Origin of the sequence: Amycolatopsis samaneae (genome assembly GCF_039541975.1) — a bacterium.
Taxonomy (GTDB): Bacteria; Actinomycetota; Actinomycetes; order Mycobacteriales; family Pseudonocardiaceae; genus Amycolatopsis; species Amycolatopsis samaneae.
In genome coordinates, this window is the sequence record NZ_BAABHG010000016.1 from 131334 (window position 1) to 152452 (window position 21119).

The following is a 21119-nucleotide window of genomic DNA, read 5'->3' on the forward strand; positions in this document are numbered from 1 at the left end:
GCTGAAGGGCGCTTTCAGTGCGCTGGATGCACCGAAGGCGTCCTTCGGCACCTTCCTGAGCCGGCGGATCATGCCTTGCTCGTTTTCCGCAGGTCAGGGGTGGTCCGTGAATGCCACATTGAGGGACTCTGAGTCCCTCAATGTGGCATTCACGGACCGCTGAAGGAATGCTCCGAAGGCCACCTTGAGGGCGTTCAAGTCTCTCAAGGTGGCCTTCAGAGCACGTCGGAAGAAAAGATGGCGTCAGTCGTCGTCGGTGGGGAGCTGGCCGGACTCGATCTGCCGCACGCTTTCGCGGCTCGCGGCCTCTTCGCTGACGCCCTGGCGCCAGTAGCCGGTGAAGCAGATCGCGCGCTTGTCCACGCCGCGTTCCCGGACCAGATGACGGCGGACGAGCTTCACCACGCCCGCCTCGCCCGACACCCACGCGTACGGCGCGCCGCCGGGCAGCTCCGCCGTGCGGACGGCGTCCAGCAGCGCGTCGCCGTGCGGCCGCGCACCGCGCAGGATCCAGTGCAACTCGACCGAACCCTGGGTCTCGAACGTCTGCCGCTCCGAAGACTCGCCGATCTCGACGTACACCGACGCCCGCGTGGACGGCGGCAGATCCTCCAGGATCGCGCCGATCGCGGGCAACGCCGTCTCGTCGCCGACGAGCAGCTGCCAGTCGGTGTCGTCGGGGACCTTGTACAGCCCGTGCGGCCCGGTGAAGGCGACGCGATCGCCGGGCGCCACGCGCCCCGCCCACGCCGAGGCGGGCCCGTTGTCGCCGTGCAGCACGAAGTCGACGTCGATCTCGCACTCCGCCGGCCGGTGCGCGCGCACCGTGTAGGTCCGCATCGGCGGGCGCGTGTCGTCGGGCATCGCCAGGTACGTGCGATACCACGACAACACCTCGTCACCCAGTACCGGCGGCGGGAGCCGCGGCTCTTCCTGGCCTTCGAGCGGGAAGAACACCTTCACGTACTGATCCGGCGGCCCGGCGGGCACCTCGCCGAACGACGACGCCGAGAACGTCACCCGGGTCATGTGCGGGGTGATCCGCCGGACCCCCGTCACGCGCGCGTGATGGTAGGTCAGCGCCTTGCGGTCAGCCTGCGTACTCATTAGGGCAGCCTAACCTAAAGAACCGTTCAGAAAAGCCCCTCCGGTTCGTGATCTTCGGCGCCTTCCGGACGCCACCGGTATTTCCGCAGGTCCACGCGCTGGTCGTCGGCCAGGACACCTTCGGCGCGCAACCGCTCCAGCTGTTCGTGCAGCAGATGCGGCGCCGGAGTCCCGTTCGCGCGCAGCACGCGGTGCCACGGCAGGTCGTGGCCGTCCTCGGCGAGGATCCGCCCGATCAGCCGGGGGGAGGGCGCGCCGGACAGCGCCGCGATGTCGCCGTAGGTGGCGACCGTGCCCGCCGGTACGTCGGCGATCACCGACCGCACCCGTTCGTGCAGTTCGTCGTCCATACCCCGCACTTTGCCGCATGGGTACGACAGTTCGGCGAGCCGGTGCGGGGGCACGGCCGCGTCGCGTGATTCCATGCCAGATGTGAACGCGCGGAGAACGGGTCAGGCGAGCGCGCGGCTGGTGCGCACGCCGGCCCCCGGCACGCCCACGTTCACCTGGGATTCCGGCGCCCGGCGCGTGCTGTCCGCGCCCCAGGGCTTCCTGCGTGTGCTCGGCGGCCCCGGCACCGGGAAGACCGCGCTGCTCGCCTCCGCCGCCGCCCGCCGCATCGCCGACGGCGCCGACCCGGAGAGCGTGCTGCTGCTCACCACCTCCCGCAGGGCCGCCGAGGCGCTGCGGGCCGACATCACCCGGCGCCTGACGTCGGACCCCGAGCAGCACTCGCTGCTGCCCCGTACCGTCCGCGAACCCCTGGTGCGAACGGTCCATTCGTACGCCTACGCGTTGCTGCGCATGGAGGCCGCCGCCGAGGAACTGCCCGCACCGCGCCTGCTCGCCGGCGCCGAACAGGACGTCGTCGTCCGCGAACTGCTCGCCGGTGACCTGGAGGCGGGCGCGCCCGGCTGGCCCGAGCAGCTGCGGCCCGCGCTGCTCGTCCCCGGCTTCGCCGAGGAACTGCGCGACCTGCTGTCCCGCGCGGCCGAACGCGGACTCGGCCCGGAGGACCTCGTCGAGCTGGGCCGCCGCCGCGACCGCGAGGAATGGGTGGCCGCGGGCACGTTCTGGGCGCAGTACGAGGAAGTCACGATGCTCTCCGGCTCCGGCGGCAACGCGCTCGGCCGCGCGAGCGCGCCCGCGCTGGACGCCGCCGAGCTGGTCACCTCGGCGCTGCTGGCACTGGAGGACGACGAGGAACTGCGCGCGCGGGAACAGGCCCGCGTGCGGCACCTGTTCGTCGACGACGCCCACCACCTCGACCCGCTGCAGACCCAGCTGATCCGCGCGATCGGCCACGCGGCCGAGGAGTTCGTCGTCGCGGGGGACCCCGACCAGTCCGTGTTCTCCTTCCGCGGCGCCGATCCCCGGCTGTTCGCCGACGCCGACCCCGACGGCGACCGCACCGTCACGCTCACCACGTCGCACCGCCTCGCGCCCACGATCCGCGCCGCCGTCACGAAACTCGCCGCGACGCTCCCCGGCGCCTCACCGCACCGCAAGATCGTTTCCCCGCCGGACGCGCGTGGCGGCAAGGTCCGCGTCCGGCTGATGCCGACCCCCGCCGCCGAGGCGAGCTGGATCGCCGACCAGCTGCGTCGCGCCCACCTCGTCGACGGCGTCCCGTGGTCGGAGATCGCGGTACTCGTCCGCTCACCCGCCCGGACCTTCCTGGTGCTGCAACGGGCATTGCGCGCCGCGGGCGTCCCGATCGGCTCGGCGACCGAGGAACTGCCGCTGGCCAAGCAGACCGCCATCCGGCCGCTGCTGGCCGTGCTCCGGCTGGCGGCCGAACCGGAACTGCTCGACGCCGACCTCGCCGAGATGCTGCTGTCCTCCCCGCTCGGCGGCGCCGATCCGCTCGCCCTGCGCCGCCTCCGGCGCGGCCTGCGCCGGCTCGAACTCGCCGGCGGCGGTCAGCGCGCCAGCGACGAGCTACTCGTGGAAGCGTTGCGGGGCGGGGACATTCTCGCCGGGCTCGCCGACGCCGAGGCCGGGCCGATCCGCCGCGTCGGCAAGCTGCTGCACGTCACACGCGAAGCCGTGCGGCGCGGCGAAGGCGTCGAGAACGTGCTGTGGGAGCTGTGGCAGGCCAGCGGCCAGGAGGACCGGCTGCTGCGGCTGGTCGAACGCGGTGGCTCGCTCGGCTCGCAGGCCGACCGCGACCTCGACGCCGTGGTCGCGCTGTTCGACGCCGCCGGTCGTTATGTCGACAGGCTGCCGCGCGCGAGTGTCGCAGCCTTCGCCGACTACCTCGCCGCGCAGAACATCGGCGGCGACACCCTCGCCCCCGCCGCGATCCCCGCCGAGGGCGTCTCGCTGCTGACCGCGCACGCCGCCGCGGGTCGCGAATGGACGGTTGTCGCCGTCGCCGGGGTGCAGGAGGGCGCCTGGCCCGATCTGCGTCTGCGCGGATCCGTGCTGGGCGTGGAAAAACTCGTGGACCTGCTGTCCGGAGTGGACGACGACATGGTGTCCGCTACCGCCCCGATCCTCGCCGAGGAACGGCGGCTGTTCTACCTCGCCGCCGGGCGCGCCCGGCGGACTCTGCTGGTCACCGCGGTCGCGGGTGAGGACGAACAACCCTCCCGCTTCCTCGACGACCTGGAGGAGAACGGCGCCGAGGACGGGGCACTGGACTCCCGCATGAAACCGCCGGGGCGCTCCCTCGTGCTCGCCGAGCTCGTCGGTGAGCTGCGGGAGGTCGTCTGCGACGACAAGAGCGACCCGGAACGGCGGCGGCGCGCGGCCGCCCAGCTCGCCAGGCTGGCCAACGCCGGGGTGCCCGGCGCGCACCCGGACACCTGGTACGGCCTGCTCGAACCGTCCACAACGGACCCGGTGCACAAGCCGGGCGAGCTGATGCGCGTCTCACCGTCCACAGTGGAAATCCTGGTCAAGTGCCCGCTGCGCTGGCTCATCGAACGGCACGGCGGCAGTGATCCGGCCCAGCTCGCCGCGGTCACCGGGACACTCGTGCACGGTCTCGCGCAGGCCGTCGCGGGCGGCAGCACCGAGGACCAGCTGCGCGCCGCGCTCGACGACGCCTGGGCACGGGTCGACGCCGGCGCGCCCTGGTTCTCCCGCCGCGAGCGCACCCGCGTCGAGCAGATGCTGCGCAACTTCGTGTCCTGGCTGGAACAAAGCCGCCGCGAGCTGATCGAGGCCGGTGTCGAACAGGACATCGAGGTCGAGCTGCCGATGGGCGATGACGAGGTCCGCGTCCTGCTCCGCGGCCGCGTCGACCGCGTCGAACTGGACAAGGACGGCCGCCCGGTCGTCGTCGACATCAAGACCGGCAAGGTCCCGGTGTCCGGCGCCGACGCCGAGGCACACCCACAGCTGGCCGCCTACCAGCTGGCCGTGCTGCTCGGCGCGCTCGAGGGCAAGAACGTCCCCGGCGGCGCGCGGCTGGTGTACGTCGCGAAGTCCAACAACAAAACCGGGGCCACACAACGGGATCAGGCGCCGCTCGACGAAGAGGGCGGCAAGCAGTGGCTGAACCTGGTGCGGGACGCGGCGGCCGCCGCGGTCGGGCCGGACTACCAGGCGAACGAAAATCCCGACTGCGACCGCTGCCCGGCCCGCGGCTGCTGCCCGCTGCGCCCGGAGGGCAGGCAGGTGACCGGCCCGTGAGCCCGCTGCTCATCGCGAACCCGGTCGAACCCGCCGAGATCGCCGACGCGCTCGGCCTGCACCGCCCCACCCCGGAGCAGGCCACCGTGATCGCCGCGCCGGTCGAACCCTCCCTCGTCGTCGCCGGGGCGGGCGCGGGCAAGACCGAGACCATGGCCGCCCGCGTCGTCTGGCTGGTCGCCAACGGAATCGTGACACCGGAACGGGTGCTGGGCCTGACCTTCACCCGCAAGGCCGCGCGCCAGCTCGGCGAACGCGTCCGCGCCCGGCTGCGGCGGCTGGCCGGATCCGGGCTGCTGGACCGGCTCGACCCCGGTGGCGGCCTGCGCGCCACCGTGCTCGCGGGGGAGCCGACCGTGCTCACCTACCACGCCTACGCCGGACGTCTGCTGTCCGAACACGGGCTGCGGCTGCCGGTGCAGCCCGGCGTGCGGCTGCTGTCGGAGACTTCCTCGTGGCAGATCGCGCACCGCGTCGTGTCCACTTGGGACAGTGACCTCGACACCGACCGCGTGCCCTCGACGGTAACCGCGCAGCTGCTGGCGCTGGCGGGCGAACTCGGCGAGCACCTGGTGACCACCGAACGGCTCGCGCAGTACACCTCGTGGCTGTGCGACGTCATCGAGTACGCGCCGAGGGCCAAGGGGCAGCGGGCCGCGTTGCCGGTGAAGCTCACCGAAATCATGGCGGCGCAACGGTTCCGGCTCGCGCTCCTGCCCCTGGTCGAGGAGTACCACCGGCGCAAACGGGCCGAGGGTGCGCTCGACTTCGCCGACCAGATGTCCCTCGCGGCGCAGCTCGCCGGCGGCTACCCGGCCGTGGTCACGGGCGAGCGGGAACGCTACGGCGCCGTGCTGCTCGACGAGTACCAGGACACCGGGCACGCCCAGCGCGTGCTGCTGCGGGCGTTGTTCGGCGGCGTCGAGCACCCGCCGATGCCGGTGACCGCCGTCGGCGACCCGGCACAGGCGATCTACGGCTGGCGCGGCGCGAGCGCGGCGAACCTGCCGCGCTTCACCACCGACTTCCCCCGGCACGACGGTGATCGTCTCCTGCCCGCGCACGACTTCGGGCTGCTGACCAGCTTCCGCAACCCGGCCGAGATCCTCGACCTCGCCAACGCGATCGCCGAACCGCTGAGGGCCCGCGGCCTCGGCGTCGAGCGGCTGCGCGCGCGGGACGGCGCGGGGCCCGCGGACCTCGCGTGTGCGCTGCTGCCGGACATCCGCGCCGAACGGGAGTGGGTGGCCGACGCGCTGGCGCGGCGCTGGTTCGCGGTGAAGGAGGAGACCGGGAAACCGCCGACCGCGGCCGTGCTGGTGCGGCGGCGGGCCGACATGGCGCCGATCGCGGCCGAACTGCGGGCACGCGGCCTGCCGGTGGAGGTCGTCGGCCTGGGCGGCCTGCTCGACGAGCCCGAGGTCGCCGACCTGGTCAGCACGTTGCGGGTGCTGGCCGATCCGCTCGCCGGGAGCGCGGCCGCGCGGCTGCTGACCGGCGCGCGCTGGCGGCTGGCCGCCGCGGACCTCGCCGCGCTGTGGCGCCGGGCAGGGGAGCTGTCCTCGCCGGTGCCCGCCGCGCCGAACGAGTCCGGTGTGGACACTCCGGAGCTGGTCACCGAGCGCGCGGAACAGGCCGGGCTGATCGACGCCGTCGACGACCCCGGCGATCAGGACCGCTACTCACCCGAGGGCTACCGGCGGATCCAGCGGGTCGGCCGGGAACTGGCCGCGCTGCGCCGCAGGCTCGACCAGTCGCTGCCCGAGCTGGTCGCCGACGTCGAGCGCACCATGCTGCTCGACGTCGAATCGCTGGCCCGCCCCGGATCGGCTGGCCGGGCGCACCTGGACGCGTTCGCCGAGGTCGTCACCGACTACGCCGAGACCGCGCCGACCGCCACCCTGTTGTCCTTTGTGGACTACCTGAACACCGCCGCGCACGCCGAGGACGGCCTGACACCCGGCGAGGTCGAGGTGGTCCCGGACCGGGTCCAGGTGCTCACCGTGCACTCGTCGAAGGGCCTGGAATGGCAGGTCGTCGCGGTGCCGCACCTGGTGCAGGAGGTGTTCCCCGGCAAGCGGCGGTCGTCCTCCTGGCTGCGGACCTCCACGGCGCTGCCCGCGGCGCTGCGCGGCGACGCGCAGGACCTGCCCGAACTGCGCGTTGCCGAAGGCTATGACCGCAAGGAAGTGCAGGAAGGTCTCGAACTGCACGAGGAGGGTTTCGCGGCGAAGGAGGCCGACGAGGAACGGCGGTTGTGCTACGTCGCGCTCACCCGGTCCGAACACGCGCTGATCGTCTCCGGGCATTGGTGGAACGAGAGCAGCACGCGGCCGAAGGGACCGTCGGAGTTCCTGACCGAGATCGCGGACGTTCTGCGTTCGGCGGACGCCGGGCACCTCGACGTCTGGGCGGATCAGCCGGACGAGGACGCCGAGAATCCGCTGGTGTCCGAATCCCGGGCAGCACGGTGGCCGGTGGACCCGCTGGGGGACCGGCGGACCGGTGTCGCGGCGGGCGTCGACCTGGTCCGCGCGGCGATGGAGTCCGTTGTGGACGAACCGCCGAAACCGGTTGAATCGTCCACTGAGGACACCATGGACGACGGGAACGCCGAGGAGCCAGCGGACACTGTGGACGATCCGGACGGCTGGATCGCCGACACCGACGTCCTGCTCGCCGAGCGGGCCAGGGCACGTGACCGCGTCGAGCGGGTCGCGTTGCCCGCGCACCTTTCGGTGAGCCAGCTGGTCGCGCTCGCCGACGACCCCGAACTGCTCGCGCAGCGCCTGCGCCGTCCGCTTCCATTGCCGCCCAGCACCTTCGCGCGCCGGGGCACCGCGTTCCACGGCTGGCTGGAGCAGCGGTTCTCCGGCGAGCAGCTGTGGGAGATCGACGATCTGCCCGGCGCGGCGGACGTCGGGGAGGCGCCGGACACCGACCTGGAGGAGCTGCAGGCCGCGTTCGAGAAGAGCGACTGGGCCACCCGGGTACCGCACGCGGTCGAGGTCCCGTTCTCCGCCGAGGTCGAGGGCATCACGCTGCGGGGCCGGATGGACGCGGTGTTCGCCGATCCCGACGGCGGCTGGACAGTGCTCGACTGGAAGACCGGCGCGGTGCCGGGCCCGGACCGGATGCCCGCGCTGGCCGTGCAGCTCGCCGCGTACCGGCTGGCCTGGGCGGCATTGAACAGGATCCCCGTCGAGCGGGTCCGCGCGGCGTTCCACTACGTCCGTCACGACCGGACCGTCCGCCCCGCCGACCTCCTCGACGCCGACGGCCTCCGGAACCTCCTCCGCGCCATCCCCGAGTCGTGATCCACCGGCGACCTCACGTGATCCACCGGCGATCTCACGTGCTTGAACGGAGATCTCACGTGATTGGCCGAGGACCCCGCCCGATCACGCGAAATCTCCGTCTGATCACGTGAGACCTCCGGCGGGGCACGCGGGATCTCTGGCGGATCACGCGCGGTCGCGGACCTTCAGGGCCCAGGTGACCAGGGGGATCTGCAGGGGGAGACGGAGGAAGGCGACGAGGCGGAGCGGGAGCGGGGTCCCGCGGCGCTGGGCGTCGACGGCCATCTTGACGTTGCCGGGGAAGACGGCGGCGAACAGCAGCGCGGCGGCCAGCCCGCCGAGGCGGCGGGTACGCGGGACCGCGACGGCGGTGGCGACCGCGATCTCGGCGACACCCGAACCGTAGGTCCAGGCGCGGGCGCCGCCCGGTAGCTGCTTCGGGATCATCGAGTCGTAGGGCTTGGGGGCGATGAAGTGCAGGATTCCGCCGGTCGCGAGCAGCCCGGCGAGCAGCTTCGCCGGTCGCTGGGAACGCTGAGAATTCGCTGGCATGCCGAACACTCTGGCATGCGGCGTGACCGCCTGCTCTCGGTTACTCTCGCCGGTGTGAGTGACGCCGCACACCGATCGCGCGGAGCCGGTGCATGAGGGGCCTGAAACGCCAGCTGAGCGGCCTGCTCAGCGACCGTCCCGACCACGAGCTCGTCGGCGTGATCAAGATGCCGGAGCTGACGGTCAGTCCGATGCGTTCGATCGTGAAACGCATCGTCGGCGCGCTGCTCGCCCTGTTGGCGACCGTGCTGATCGTCTATCTCGACCGCGACGGCTACCGCGACGCGAACGGCGACGGACTGTCCCTCCTGGACAGCCTGTACTACGCGACCGTCTCCCTCTCGACCACGGGCTACGGCGACATCGCCCCGGCGACCTCCTCGGCGCGGCTGGTGAACGTCCTGGTGATCACGCCGCTGCGGGTGCTCTTCCTCATCGTCCTGGTCGGGACCACACTGGAGGTGCTCACCGAGCGCTCCCGGCAGGCATTCAAGATCCAGAAGTGGAGGACGAAGGTGCGTGACCACACCGTCGTCGTCGGGTTCGGCACGAAGGGCCGGTCGGCGGTCAAGTCGCTGCTCGGCGACGAGGACCTCGCGGCGCACCAGGTCGTCGTGGTCGACACCGACCAGCAGGCACTGGACGCCGCGGGCGCGCTCGGCCTGGTCACCGTGCACGGTTCGGCGACCCGCTCGGACGTGCTGCGGGTGGCCGGGGTGCAGCACGCCAAGGCCGTCGTGGTGGCGCCGAACCGGGACGACACCGCCGTGCTCGTGACGCTCACCGCGCGTGAACTGGCACCGAAGGCACACATCGTGGCGAGCGTGCGGGAGGCGGAGAACGTCCACCTGCTCAAGCAGTCCGGGGCGAACCAGGTCGTGGTCTCCAGCGAGACCGCGGGCAGGCTGCTCGGGATGGCGACCGCGACGCCGCTGGTGGTGGACATGGTCGAGGACCTGCTGACCCCGGAGTCGGGGCTGGCGATCGCCGAGCGCGCGGTCGAGCCGTCGGAGGAGGGTGGCTCCCCGAGGCACCTGCCGGACATCGTGCTCGGCCTGGTCCGGGACGGCACGCTGTACCGGGTGGACGCGCCGCAGGCCGACGCCATCGAGCCCGGTGACCGGCTGCTGTATGTGAAAAAGGTGACTTCCGCGGAGAAGATCGAACGCTGAGCCGGGTGAGTCCCGCCGCCGTTGTGGGTTTCACCGCCGGGATCTGGAAGCATGGGCGACGTGCGACCGGACCCTGTCAGACAGCCCTCCGTGCGGTGGACGTCGGTGGCGATCGCCGCCGCCGTCGGCGCCGTGGTCGTTTTCCTGGCCTGGTTCGCCGGACCGGGGCTGTTCGGCATCGCCGCGGCCGGGGGCGGCACCCCGGCGCAGGCCGAGATCGTCAAGCCCACCTCGTGCACGATGCCCGACCCGGTGGAGGCCGTCCGGGTCACGATCGCGGGCAAGACCAGGGAAGGCACGCTCAGCGGCTGCGGGCACGGCCCCGGCGAGCGGGTCGAGGTCACCGTGCCCGAGAACGCGGCGGCCGACGGCCCGGTCGCGGTGCGGGCGGCGCAGACCTCGCAGGGGTCCAGCGGCGCGCGGATGCCGCTGGGGCTCGCGCTGCTGGTGTTCAGCTGCTTCGCCGGCGCCTGCTACGCCTTCCTGTACGTGCGCGGCCCGCGCGTCGCGGCGGTCAGCTGACTTCCGAGGGCGGGGCGGCGAAGGTGTTGCAGTCGGCGATCCGGTCGTTGACCGCGCCCGCCCGCCACCACGCCGCGTAGTGCGCGTTGGTGCCGTGGTCGCTGCTCCGCGAGGTGTTGTCGCCGCGGGTCTCCTGGTCGTTCCAGGCCTTGTTGTACATGTCGCGGGTGACCGTGCCGCCCTGGTCGACGTGCGCGCCGAGGAACATCCCGGAGAAGCACTGGGCCTGCAGTTCCTTGCGCCGCGACATCTCCAGCCCGGCCGGGCTGTTCTGGCCGGCCTCGTAGATCTTCTGCCAGGCGGCGTCCATCAGCCCGGCGACCTCCTGGACGTGGTGGCCGTACTCGTGGGCGAACAGCGCGAGGTAGACGCCGGGGTTGTTGCCGTACTGGTCGGTCTGCAACCCGCGGAAGGGCACGTAGAGGTTGTTCTCGCAGTAGTAGGCCGCGGTGGCGATGCCGACCTGGATGGTGCCGCACTCGGTCTCGAAGCTGGCGCCGGTCGGGAAGTGCAGCGCGGGCGGGACGAACGGCAGGTGGTAGGCCTCCAGGAACGGGCCCCACGCCGCGTCGAGGCACTTGCTGGCGGCGGTGAAGAAGGCCTCGGCGCCGCTCTGCGTGCTCTGCCACGGGGGCAGGTTGCAGACCCGGTTCTGCAGGCCGGCGTTCTTGTCCGTCAGGATCGGGTGATCGCCCAGCTTGAGGATCTTCTGCGGCCCCACGCTGCTGGGCGCGGAGGAGGACGGGGGCGGCGCGGTGACGGTGGCCGACTGCGGCGAGGACGCGCCGGCGGGCGGCAGCTCGCTCGGGGCCGAGGGCGACGGCGTGTTCTGGTAGCCGGTGGACGCGACCGGGGTGTCGTTCTTGTTGAGCGCGACGATCGCGACCAGGCCCAGCACGAGCACGGCGACCGCGCCGAGGCAGATGCCGATGATCGCGCCGGGTGAGCGGCGCGGGGCCACCGGGTACTGGTGGTGCTGGCCCGGCGGCCAGGGCGCGGCCGGTGGCTGGCCCGGCACGGGCGGCGGCTGGACGGGTCCGCGCGGCGGCAGATTGCCGTGGGGCGGTTGCGTCATCGATGCGGTCCCCGGGGTCTAGACGGTCACAGCGGTCCTAGCGCGAACCGGGGGTACACCCAGCCCGGCGTTCAGCATATCGGGGGAACGGGCCCGTCCCCAGTGATCATCGTCCCCGCTTCCTGCCCGTGCACGCCGAAGGGTGGACGTCCCCCCAGCTCTGGCCCGGTATCCGGGCCTCTGGAAGAGTGTTGTCAACCGATGTCGGAGACGAGGGGCGCGATGACGCAGACCGGGGGCTCGCCAGAGCCGGAAGGGGCCGAAACACCCAAACAGGGCATCCCCGCGCAGCCGGAGGCCGGGCAGCCGCCCGGCGCGGCGCCGGAGGAGCGGCCCGCCGCGTCCACACCGGAGACTGCCACACCGGCGGCCGTGTCGGAGGCCGCCTCCGCGACGCCGGAGACGCCGGTGCCGGGTCAGGGCCCGCCGCCGGGTCCGCCGCAGACGGAGTGGCGGGCGCCGGACGGTTCGCGGTCGTCCACACCGGAGGCTTCTGCGTCGGAGGCCGCCTCCGCGACACCCGAGACGCCGGTGCCGGGTCAGGGCCCGCCGCCGGGTCCGCCACAGACGGAATGGCAGGCACCGGGCGGAGCGCAGCAGCCGCCGGGCGGGACGCCGCCGCCCGCGGGGTACCCCGGCTATCCGCAGCAGCCGCAGTGGAATCCGCACGGGCTGGGCAAACCCGGGGTGATCGCGCTGCGGCCGTTGAACCTCGGGGACATCCTCGACGGCTCGATCACCACCATCCGCCGGTACCCGCTGCTGATCCTGGGTGTCTCGGCGGTGGTCGCGGTGATCACGGCCGCGTTGTCGTTCCTGCTCTCGTCACTGGTGTTGCCGGACCTCGAACAGGTCGCCACCCTCGGCCCCGGCGCGACCGAGCAGGAGCTGCGGAACGCGGCGTTCGGCCTGCTCGGCGACGCCTTGCTCACGCTGCTGCCGACGCTGGTGATCACGCTGCTCGGGCACACGTTCCTGTCCGGGTTCCTCACCGAGGTGGCGGGCAAGGCGGTGCTGGGGCGTCCGGTCGATTTCAAGACGTCGATGCGGGGACTGGCGCCACGGCTGCTGCCGCTGCTGGGCCTGACCGTGCTGTACACGCTGGCGACGATCGTGGCCGCGTTCTTCTGCCTGCTGCCCGCGGTGGTCCCGTACATCTTCTGGGCGCTGGCGAGCCCGGCGCTGATCCTGGAGCGCGGCACGGTCCGTCAGGCGTTCTCGCGGTCGGTGAAGCTGGTGTCCGGCTCGTTCTGGCGGGTGCTGGGGATCCTGCTGCTCGCGGCGCTGATCGGCTGGATGATCAGCTCGATCGTCCAGGTGCCGTTCAACCTCGGGTCCGGGGTGTTCTCGCAGCTGTCGAACCCGGGCAAGGTGGTCACGCCGAGCACCGGCGATCTGCTGCTTTCCTCGGTCGGTTCGGTGATCGTGCAGACCGTGGTCGCGCCGTTCACCTCGCTGGTCACCGTGCTCGTCTACATCGACCAGCGGATGCGCCGGGAGGGGATGGACATCGAGCTGGCCCGCGCGGCCGGGATGACGCCGCCGCGGTGATCGGGCCGCTGCTCGCCGAGGTCCCGCTCGACATCGACCGGGACACCGCGCGGCTGCGCGCGCTCGACCAGCTGCGGGACCCGGGGTACCAGGCGGCGCGGCCCGGGCTGCTGCAGCGGGTGGCGGCCTGGATCGGCGCGCGGATCGAGGAGTTCCTGGAGAAGGTGTCCCAGGTGGTGCCCGGCGGGATCTTCGGGCTGCTGCTGGTCCTGGTGCTGCTGATCGTGCTCGTGGTGGTGATCCGGCTGCGGGTGGGCAGGGTGGCGCGCGCGGCGCGGGCGTCGCGGCAGGTGTTCGCCGGGACGCGGCGGGGCGCGGCCGAGCACCGGCGGGCGTCGGAGGCGGCCGCCGCGCGCGGGGACTTCGCCGAGGCGGTGCGGGAACGGTTCCGCGCGGTGGTGCGGGATCTGGAGGAACGCGCGGTGCTCGACGTCCGATCGGGCCGGACCGCGGACGAGGCCGCCGCCGAGGCGGGCGCGGTGCTGCCGGAGCTGGCCGAGGCGCTGGCCGAGGCCGCGCGGCGGTTCGACGACGTCCACTACGGCGGCCGTCCCGGCACCGAGGAGTCCTACCGCTTTCTGTCCGATGTGGACGATCGGTGCCGGAGGGCCCGTCCGGTGGCGGTCGCATGAGCGACGCTTGCGAGCGAATCGAAGACATCATGCGCCGACAGGGATTGGACACAGTCTCGCGGAGCGAGGCTATCGCATGAGTACATCCGTTTCGCCCGATCTGCGCCGGATCTGGCGCGGGGTGCGGGTCCCGCTCGCCTTGCTGCTGCTGGTTTTCCTGACCGGGCTGGTGCTGCTGCTCAGCCGGGGCGATCAGACGACCGGCGCGCTCGAACCCGGCTCCTACGAACCGCAGGGTGCCCGCGCGCTCGCGAAACTGCTCGGCGCCGAGGGGGTGGACGTGCGGGCCGCGCACACGTTCGACGAGGCGTCCGGCTCGCTCGGGAACGCGACGCTGCTGGTCACGCGGCCGGATCTGGTGCCGCCCGGCAAGCTCGCCGAACTGCGGGACCGCTCGGCGCACGTGGTGCTCGTGGCGCCCGGTCCGGAGACCCTGTTCGGGCTGCTGCCGGGTGTCCACCCGGCGGGCACCGGCGAGGTCCGCGCGCTCGGACCGGACTGCACGGTCGGTGCGGCGGTCGCCGCCGGGGAGGCCACGATGGGCGGACTGCGGTACCGCACAACGGATCCCGGCGCGCGGTCGTGTTACCGCGACGGTGGCAACGGCACGCTGGTGCAGGTCGGCGACGGGCACGGGACGGTCACGCTGCTGGGCACCCCGGCGCCGCTGACGAACGACCGGATCGCCGATCAGGGCAACGCGGCGCTGACGATGCGGTTGCTCGGGCAGCATCCGCGGCTGGTCTGGTATCTGCCCTCGGCCGACGACCCGGCGCTGGGCGTGGACAAGAAGTCGATCACGGACCTGATCCCGGTGGGCTGGCGGTTCGGGGCGATCCAGGCCGGGATCGCGGTGCTGCTGCTGGCGTTGTGGCGGACGCGGCGGCTGGGCCCGGTGGTGGCCGAGCCGCTGCCGGTCGTGGTGCGCGCGGCGGAAACCGCCGAGGGCCGGGCGCGGCTGTACCGGCGTGGCGGGGCGGCCGGGCACGCCGGGGAGACGTTGCGGGAGGCGTCGCGGGCGCGGTTGCGGTCGGTGCTGGGGCTGCCCGCGGACGCCGAGGTGGCCGCGCTGGTCGAATCGGTGAGTGCGCGCAGCGGGCGCGGCGGTGCCGAGGTCGGCGCGGTGCTCTACGGTCCGCCGCCCGCCGACGACGCGGCGCTGGTGCGGCTGGCCGACGAACTGGACAGGCTCGAAAACGAAGTGGAGCGGTTGTGAGCGGTACGGAAACGCAGATCGGGCCGGTCGAGGCGCGCAACGCGCTGATCGCGTTGCGCGCCGAGGTCGGCAAGGCCGTGGTGGGCAACGACGCGGCGGTCACCGGGCTGATCCTCGCGCTGCTGTGCCGGGGACACGTGCTGCTGGAGGGCGTGCCGGGCGTGGCGAAGACGTTGCTGGTGCGGGCGCTGGCCGCGGCGCTGGATCTGGGGACGACGCGGGTGCAGTTCACCCCGGACCTGATGCCCGGCGACGTCACCGGGTCCATTGTGTACGACGCGCACAGTGGCGAGTTCTCCTTCCGCGAGGGCCCGGTGTTCACGAATCTGCTGCTGGCGGACGAGATCAATCGGACGCCGCCGAAGACGCAGTCGTCGCTGTTGGAGGCGATGGAGGAGCGGCAGGTCTCGCTCGACGGGCGGTCGCGGCCGCTGCCGGACCCGTTCATCGTGATCGCGACGCAGAACCCGGTGGAGTACGAGGGAACGTATCCGCTGCCGGAGGCGCAGCTGGACCGGTTCCTGCTGAAGCTGACGATGCCCGCGCCGGGGCGGGACGACGAGATCGGGATCCTGCTGCGGCACGCGCGGGGGTTCGATCCGCGGGATCTGGCCGCGGCCGGGGTGACCCCGGTGGCGGGCGCGGCGGAACTGGCGGCCGCGCGGAACGCGGTGGCGGGGGTGACGGTGGGGCCGGAGGTGATCGGTTACGTCGTCGATCTGTGCCGCGCGACGCGGGAACTGCCCTCGGTACGGCTGGGGGTGTCGCCGCGGGGCGCGACCGCGTTGCTGGCGGTCAGCCGGGCGTGGGCGTGGCTTTCGGGGCGTGACTACGCGACGCCGGACGACGTGAAAGCGTTGGCACGCCCGGCTTTGCGGCATCGGCTCGACGTGCGGCCGGAGGCCGAGCTGGAGGGCGTGACCGCCGACGGCGTGCTGGACCGCGTGCTCGCCTCGGTCGCCGTGCCTCGCTGAGCCGGACGAGGCCGGCGGCTCGTCAGGCCCCGGCGTGCACACCGAGGCCGCCCGACACGGTGAGGTTGTCGCCGGTGAGGTAGCTCGCGGCGTTCGAGGCGAGGAAGGCGACGGCCTCGGCGATGTCGGCGGGCGCGCCGACACGGCCGAGCGGGATTTCCTTGGCGAAGGAGTCGAGCATTTCCCGGGTGATGCCCAGTTTGCCGGCGGCGGGGGTGTCGGTCAGCCCGGGGCTGACCGCGTTGACGCGGATGCGGCGGGGCGCGAGTTCGAGCGCGAGTGACCGCATGAGCGGTAGCAGCGCGCCTTTCGCGGCCGTCAGGGCGGACCCCAGTCCTTCGCCCGCGCCCACGGTGAACACGACCGAGGCACCCTCGTTGAGCAGTGGCAACGCCTTTTGCAGGGTGAAGAAGCTGCCTTTGACGTTGACGTCGAACAAGGCGTCGAAGGCGTCTTCGTCGATTGAATCGATCGGGCCGGGGTACGAGACACCCGCGTTGAGGAAGAGCAGGTCGAGGGAACCGAACTCGCGGCGTGCCCTGTCGATCGCGTGGTCGAGGTCCGGCAGGGACCGCGCGTCGGCCCGGATGACCGTGACGTCTTCGGGCAGCCCGGCGGTGTCGACGGAGTTGACGCCGGTGACCAGGACGCGGTAGCCGCGGGAGTGGAGCAGTTCGGCGGTCGCCTTGCCGATGCCGCTGGTTCCGCCGGTGATCAAAGCTGTGGGCACGATGCTTTCCTTTGTGTGGTCGGGAAATTCCGCGTGGCGCGGGAATCTGGAAGTCGGCTGGGCCGTTGCTTCTGTCAGTCTACGCCTACTTGGCAGCGACTGCCAAGTAGGCGGTGAGTGTCGGTCTGGCAGTGCTGGGCTAAGCTGGTGGCATGAGGCGGGAAGGTGCGGCGGATTCAGCGGGGACACTGTGGGATCGGACGCGGCAGGCGGCCTCCCGGGAGATTCTCGAGACGGCGTTGCGCCTGTTCGTCGAGCAGGGCTACGACGAGACGTCCGTCGCCCAGATCGCCAAGGAAGCCGGGGTTTCCCAACGCACGCTCTTTCGCTACTTCGGCACCAAGGAGGATCTGCTCGGCGGTAACCAGGAGCGGTTCGGGCGGGTGCTGGCGGACACGGTCGGCGAACAGTCCGCCGATGTCGATGTGTGGGCGGCGCTGCGCGCGGGAATCGTTGCCGCGCAAGGCTTGCACGACAGCCGTGAGCAGGCCCTCGACCGGTTTCGGCTCCTGCGCGACACTGCCTCGCTGCGTGCCGGGTGGCTCGAAAAGGGGCTGCGGTTCCAGGACGAGCTGCTGCCGCTCGTCAAGGCGCGGATGGGCGCGGCCGGTCGTGGGGCGGACGCGCGGGCCCGCGCGGTGCTCGCGACGGCGTTCGCGTGCCTGGACACCGCGGTGATGACGTGGGTCGACCGCGACGGCAAGGGCGAGGTCATGGACCTCTACGACGAGTGCGTGGCCGCGGTGCGCGGCTAGCTCACCACGGGCGAGACACGCGAGTCGTCCGTCCAGGTACGCGAGTTCTCCATCTGAGCACGCGAGTTCGCCGTTCCGGCACGCGAGTTCGTCGTCCAGACAAGAGGTGCCAAGCGCCCCACTGTGGCGTTCGTGGTCCGCCCCTGCCGCACCGATCGCGCACGAGTAGTTTTTCACCATGGCGGTTTCCGGGAGGCTCGGGGCGCTGGCGCTGTTCGCGGCGCTGGTGGTCGGGTTGCTGGTGCCCTCGGGCACGGGGCTGCTCGTGGCCGGGGCGGTGCTGCTCGTGCTGGTGCTCGCCGATCTCGCGCTGGCGGGGAGCGTGCGGCGGCTGACGTTCACGCGGTCCGGGGACACCTCGGTGCGGCTCGGGGAGCCGGCGTCGGTGGAGCTGCTCGTGGCGAATCCGGGACGCCGCCGGGTGCGCGGGGTGCTGCGGGACGCGTGGCCGCCGAGCGCGGGTGCCGAGGAGCGGCACCGGCTTTCCGTTCCGGCGGGGGAGCGGCGCAGGCTGACGACGTCGATGCTGCCGACGCGTCGCGGCGACCGTCCGGCGTTCCGGGTCACGGTGCGGGCCTACGGTCCGCTGGGCCTGGCGGCGCGGCAGGGTTCGCACGGGGTGCCGTGGTCGGTGCGGGTGCTGCCGCCGTTCGGTTCGCGCAAGCACCTGCCGTCGCGGCTGGCGCGGTTGCAGCAGCTGGACGGGCGGAACGCGGTGCTGGTGCGGGGGCAGGGCACGGAGTTCGATTCCTTGCGGGAGTATGTGATCGGCGACGACGTCCGGTCGATCGACTGGCGGGCGACGGCACGTGCGGCGGACGTGATGGTGCGGACCTGGCGGCCGGAGCGGGACCGGCATGTGGTGCTGGTGCTGGACACCGGGCGGGTGTCGGCGGGCCGGGTGGGGGACGCGCCGCGGCTGGACGCGGCGATGGACGCGGCGCTGCTGCTGGCGGCGCTCGCGTCGCGGGCGGGGGACCGGGTCGATCTGCTGGCCTACGACCGGCGGGTGCGGGCGGAGGTGCGGGGTTCGTCGGCGTTGCTGCCCGCGCTGGTGAACGCGATGGCGCCGCTGGAGCCGTCGCTGGTGGAGACGGACGCGCGGGGTATGGCGGCCGAGGTGTTGCTGCGGACGCGGCGGCGCGCGCTGGTGGTGCTGTTGACCGGTTTGGACGCGGCGCCGCTGGAGGAGGGGTTGTTCCCGGTGCTGGGGTCGCTGACCTCGCGGCATCGGCTGCTGGTCGCGTCGGTCGCGGATCCGCGAGTGGCCGAGATGGCGCGAGGGCGCGGGGACGCCGAAGCGGTGTACGACGCGGCAGCGGCTTCGCGGGTCTTGACCGAGCGTCGGCAGGTCACGGCGCGGCTGGGGCGCCGGGGTGTCGATGTCGTGGACGCGGTTCCGGAGGAACTGCCGCCCGCGCTGGCGGATCGGTATCTGGCGTTGAAGGCGGCCGGGCGGCTGTAGGTCCGCTCGATGGGGTGGATCCTCTGGTGCCGGGCACGGGGGCGCTGTTATGCCCGAAGCAGGTGTTTCTGTGGAGGGAGTGCTGTGCGGCGGGTGCTGGTTCTGGTCGTGGCGGGGGTTTTCGCCTCTCCGGCTGTCGCTTCGGCGGCTGACGAGGGCGCGCCGGTGTATCTGGCCGATGGCGGCGGGACGCTGTCGCTGGCGGTGGCGGACGGTAAGCTCGCGCTGGCCGACGCGAAGGCCGCGGGGGCGAAATGGGTCTATGACAAGGGAAACCAGCACTACAAGAGTGTCGCGAGTGGACAGTGCATGGCGGCGCAGAGCCCGGTGGACGGGGTCGGGGTGAAGCTGGCGGCGTGCGATGACAAGGACCGTTTCCAGCAGTGGCGCCGGATCGCGGGGACGCCGGGGCTGGTGGAGATCGCGAGTGTGGCTTCCGGACGGTGTCTGACCGCGGAGTCGGCGACGGCGGGCGCGCGGTTGTACCAGGAAATCTGCTCGGTGACCGGGCCGGCGAATCACTGGGCGGCCGGTGGGCGGACGCTGGGGATCCTGTCCGGCAACGGGCAGCGGTTGACGTCGAAGACGCCGGGTGAGCCGTTCGTGGTGCGGGTGATCGGGGAGAACGGCCAGCCCGCGGCCGGGGTGCCGGTGAACTTCTACGTGCGGGCGGCGCGGCCGAAGAACGTCCTCGTCTTCGAGGGTGGCGGGGAAACGGCGTCGGCGAAGACCGGCGCGGATGGCTCGGCGTCGTCCCCGAAGGTGCTGCTGACCGAGCCCGGCGAGTTCGAGATCCGCTTCACCGGCTCGGCGAGCCTGGAGGACGGCAACACCATCACCTTCGACGGCAGCTGCCTCTGCTGACCCGTTCCTGTCGTCCCCCTTCCGTACTGTCTCGGGTAGGGGGCCTGCGGGTGTCCTGAATCTTCCGTTCATTCCTTCAGCGGTCCGTGAATGCCACATTGAGGGACTCAGAGTCCCTCAATGTGGCATTCACGGACTTGGGCTGGGTGGTGGGAGCGGGCGGGGTCGGGGGAGGTGCCGAGGGACGCCCTTGGTGCGTTCGATGCGCCGAAGGCGTCCCTCGGTGCGGTGAGCGCACTGAAGGCGTCCCTCGGTGCCGCTGGTCCCGTTGCGGTCGCCCGCACCCCGGGGTTGTGGTCCGTGGGGGCCTCCTTGAAGGACCTAGAGTCCCTCAAGGAGGCCCCCACGGAGCGTTCTGACCTGCGAAAAGAGAGCAAGGGACCTTTGCTGTCGTCCGTTGCCCTGCCAATGATTAGCGCGCTAAGCAACGCTAGTAAAGGTCCCTTGCTCCCGCGCCGGGGTGCGGGGAGGTCAGGCGGATTCGGGCAGGGCGTCCCCGGCGTCGCGGCTGTCGATGTCGCCTTCTTCGCCGTCGCGGGCGGCGCGGCGGCCGAGGACGAACACGTAGGTCAGGAAGGCGAGTTCGACCACGACGCCGATGCCGATCCGTGCCCAGGTCGGCAGGCCGGAGGGCGTCACGAACGCCTCGACGAGCCCGGACACGAGCAGCACACAGGCCAGTCCGAGTGCGATGACCACCACGGACCGTCCCTGCCTCGCGAGCGCGGCGGCCCGGGAGCGGCGTCCGGGGTCGATGACGGTCCAGCCGAGCTTCAGTCCGGTCCCGGCGGCGATGAAGACGGCGGTCAGTTCGAGCAGGCCGTGCGGGAGGATGAGGCCGAGGAAGACGTCGCCGCGTCCGGCCGCGGCCATGAGCCCGCCGCCGACGCCGACGTTTAGGGTGTTCAGCCACAGCGCGCCGATCACCGGCAGGCCGAGCGCGACGCCGAGGAAGAGGCAGGTCGCGGCGACCCACGCGTTGTTGGTCCACACCTTCGCGGCGAACGAGGCGGCGGGGCCGGTGGAGTAGTAGGTCTCGTACTGGCCGCCGGGCGCGGTCAGCTGCTTGAGCTCCTCCGGGGTGGCCAGCGTGGCGCGCACCTGCTCGTCGCCGGCGATCCACACGGCGAGCACGGTGCCGAGCACCGCGCAGACGAGCGCGGCCGGGACCCACCAGCGGCGGCTGAGGTACACCGCGGCTGGGAACCGCCGGGTGAAGAACAGGGCGACCTCGCGCCAGGCGGGACTGTGCGAGCCGGTGACGGCGGACCGGGCGCGGGCGACGAGGCCGGAGAGCCGGGCGAGCAGCGCCGGGTCGGGCGCGGAGGAGCGGATGATCGACAGGTGGGTGGCGGTGCGCTGGTAGAGGGTCACGAGTTCGTCCGCCTCGGGGCCGCTGAGCTTGCCGCGCCGGCGGGTGAGTTCGCCGAGCCGGGTCCATTCGGCGCTGTGCGCGGCGACGAAGACGTCGACATCCAACGGGCACCTCCCAGTCCTGGCCCCAGCCTAGGCCGCCCGGGGCGGGTGCCGCCCGGGTGGCTTCAGTGTCCACTTCGGACAGGG

General features: G+C 72.4%; 17 protein-coding genes. 11 read left to right on the forward strand and 6 right to left on the reverse strand.

What is annotated here, in order from left to right; all coding sequences use genetic code 11:
* Positions 1–243: 243 nt before the first annotated feature.
* Entirely contained in the window at positions 244–1107 is an 864-nt protein-coding gene (locus ABD987_RS35170; RefSeq protein ID WP_345404389.1) for a siderophore-interacting protein, read from the reverse strand.
* Positions 1108–1133: 26 nt separating this feature from the next.
* Positions 1134–1457 (reverse strand): MGMT family protein, encoded by a 324-nt coding sequence (locus ABD987_RS35175; RefSeq protein WP_345404392.1) that lies wholly within the window; start codon positions 1455–1457, stop codon positions 1134–1136.
* 73 nt (positions 1458–1530) lie between these two features.
* Here ABD987_RS35175 and ABD987_RS35180 point away from each other — a divergent pair, with 73 nt between their 5' ends.
* Entirely contained in the window at positions 1531–4749 is a 3219-nt protein-coding gene (locus ABD987_RS35180; RefSeq protein ID WP_345404395.1) for an ATP-dependent helicase, read from the forward strand.
* Entirely contained in the window at positions 4746–8066 is a 3321-nt protein-coding gene (locus ABD987_RS35185) for an ATP-dependent helicase (RefSeq protein ID WP_345404398.1), read from the forward strand. The genes ABD987_RS35180 and ABD987_RS35185 overlap by 4 nt, the downstream gene beginning before the upstream one ends.
* Before the next feature lie 147 nt (positions 8067–8213).
* Here the strand turns inward: ABD987_RS35185 and ABD987_RS35190 are convergent, their stop codons facing one another.
* Complete coding sequence (locus tag ABD987_RS35190; protein ID WP_345404401.1) at positions 8214–8600, reverse strand: DoxX family protein; 387 nt, start codon at positions 8598–8600, stop codon at positions 8214–8216.
* A gap of 92 nt (positions 8601–8692) precedes the next feature.
* Here ABD987_RS35190 and ABD987_RS35195 point away from each other — a divergent pair, with 92 nt between their 5' ends.
* Positions 8693–9772 carry a potassium channel family protein gene (locus ABD987_RS35195; RefSeq protein ID WP_345404404.1) on the forward strand — a complete coding sequence of 360 codons (1080 nt, stop codon included), beginning with the start codon at positions 8693–8695 and terminating at the stop codon, positions 9770–9772.
* Between the two features lie 90 nt (positions 9773–9862).
* On the forward strand, positions 9863–10294 hold the full coding sequence (locus ABD987_RS35200) for a hypothetical protein (protein ID WP_345404407.1): 432 nt from the start codon (positions 9863–9865) through the stop codon (positions 10292–10294).
* Here the strand turns inward: ABD987_RS35200 and ABD987_RS35205 are convergent.
* Positions 10287–11369, reverse strand: a complete 1083-nt coding sequence (locus ABD987_RS35205; RefSeq protein WP_345404410.1) for a neutral zinc metallopeptidase — start codon at positions 11367–11369, stop codon at positions 10287–10289. The two genes, ABD987_RS35200 and ABD987_RS35205, sit on opposite strands and share 8 nt — an antisense overlap.
* A 201-nt stretch (positions 11370–11570) precedes the next feature.
* On the opposite strand from ABD987_RS35205, the gene ABD987_RS35210 reads away from it, so the two are divergent.
* The 4 genes from ABD987_RS35210 (at position 11571) to ABD987_RS35225 (ending at position 15742) form a co-directional block, all read left to right on the forward strand.
* Entirely contained in the window at positions 11571–12920 is a 1350-nt protein-coding gene (locus ABD987_RS35210; RefSeq protein ID WP_345404413.1) for a hypothetical protein, read from the forward strand.
* The gene (locus ABD987_RS35215) at positions 12917–13552 is read left to right on the forward strand and encodes a DUF4129 domain-containing protein (protein ID WP_345404416.1); all 636 of its coding nucleotides are present in this window, start codon (positions 12917–12919) and stop codon (positions 13550–13552) included. Before ABD987_RS35210 ends, ABD987_RS35215 begins: the two co-directional genes overlap by 4 nt.
* A 76-nt stretch (positions 13553–13628) precedes the next feature.
* Positions 13629–14768, forward strand: a complete 1140-nt coding sequence (locus ABD987_RS35220) for a DUF4350 domain-containing protein (RefSeq protein ID WP_345404419.1) — start codon at positions 13629–13631, stop codon at positions 14766–14768.
* A complete protein-coding gene (locus tag ABD987_RS35225; RefSeq protein WP_345404422.1) occupies positions 14765–15742 on the forward strand; it encodes an AAA family ATPase in 978 nt (325 codons plus the stop codon). Before ABD987_RS35220 ends, ABD987_RS35225 begins: the two co-directional genes overlap by 4 nt.
* 22 nt (positions 15743–15764) lie before the next feature.
* Here ABD987_RS35225 and ABD987_RS35230 read toward each other — a convergent pair whose 3' ends face one another.
* Complete coding sequence (locus ABD987_RS35230) at positions 15765–16472, reverse strand: SDR family NAD(P)-dependent oxidoreductase (protein ID WP_345404425.1); 708 nt, start codon at positions 16470–16472, stop codon at positions 15765–15767.
* Positions 16473–16624: 152 nt separating this feature from the next.
* On the opposite strand from ABD987_RS35230, the gene ABD987_RS35235 reads away from it, so the two are divergent.
* The 3 genes from ABD987_RS35235 (at position 16625) to ABD987_RS35245 (ending at position 19556) form a co-directional block, all read left to right on the forward strand.
* Entirely contained in the window at positions 16625–17227 is a 603-nt protein-coding gene (locus ABD987_RS35235) for a TetR/AcrR family transcriptional regulator (RefSeq protein ID WP_345404428.1), read from the forward strand.
* Between the two features lie 178 nt (positions 17228–17405).
* Entirely contained in the window at positions 17406–18692 is a 1287-nt protein-coding gene (locus tag ABD987_RS35240) for a DUF58 domain-containing protein (protein WP_345404431.1), read from the forward strand.
* Positions 18693–18776: 84 nt separating this feature from the next.
* Positions 18777–19556: a ricin-type beta-trefoil lectin domain protein gene (locus ABD987_RS35245; protein ID WP_345404433.1), complete on the forward strand. Its 780-nt coding sequence runs from the start codon at positions 18777–18779 to the stop codon at positions 19554–19556.
* 471 nt (positions 19557–20027) lie between these two features.
* On the opposite strand, the gene ABD987_RS35250 is transcribed toward ABD987_RS35245, so the two are convergent.
* The gene (locus tag ABD987_RS35250) at positions 20028–21035 is read right to left on the reverse strand and encodes a stage II sporulation protein M (protein ID WP_345404435.1); all 1008 of its coding nucleotides are present in this window, start codon (positions 21033–21035) and stop codon (positions 20028–20030) included.
* Positions 21036–21119: the final 84 nt, after the last annotated feature.

What these genes read in the sequence shown, in the direction of transcription:
- ABD987_RS35170 (WP_345404389.1), bottom strand. Translation starts at nt 1,107, where the DNA reads ATGAGTACGCAGGCTGACCGCAAGGCGCTGACCTACCATCACGCGCGC.
- ABD987_RS35175 (WP_345404392.1), bottom strand. Translation starts at nt 1,457, where the DNA reads ATGGACGACGAACTGCACGAACGGGTGCGGTCGGTGATCGCCGACGTA.
- ABD987_RS35180 (WP_345404395.1), top strand. Translation starts at nt 1,531, where the DNA reads ATGCCAGATGTGAACGCGCGGAGAACGGGTCAGGCGAGCGCGCGGCTG.
- ABD987_RS35190 (WP_345404401.1), bottom strand. Translation starts at nt 8,600, where the DNA reads ATGCCAGCGAATTCTCAGCGTTCCCAGCGACCGGCGAAGCTGCTCGCC.
- ABD987_RS35195 (WP_345404404.1), top strand. Translation starts at nt 8,693, where the DNA reads ATGAGGGGCCTGAAACGCCAGCTGAGCGGCCTGCTCAGCGACCGTCCC.
- ABD987_RS35205 (WP_345404410.1), bottom strand. Translation starts at nt 11,369, where the DNA reads ATGACGCAACCGCCCCACGGCAATCTGCCGCCGCGCGGACCCGTCCAG.
- ABD987_RS35210 (WP_345404413.1), top strand. Translation starts at nt 11,571, where the DNA reads ATGTCGGAGACGAGGGGCGCGATGACGCAGACCGGGGGCTCGCCAGAG.
- ABD987_RS35220 (WP_345404419.1), top strand. Translation starts at nt 13,629, where the DNA reads ATGAGTACATCCGTTTCGCCCGATCTGCGCCGGATCTGGCGCGGGGTG.
- ABD987_RS35235 (WP_345404428.1), top strand. Translation starts at nt 16,625, where the DNA reads ATGAGGCGGGAAGGTGCGGCGGATTCAGCGGGGACACTGTGGGATCGG.
- ABD987_RS35240 (WP_345404431.1), top strand. Translation starts at nt 17,406, where the DNA reads ATGGCGGTTTCCGGGAGGCTCGGGGCGCTGGCGCTGTTCGCGGCGCTG.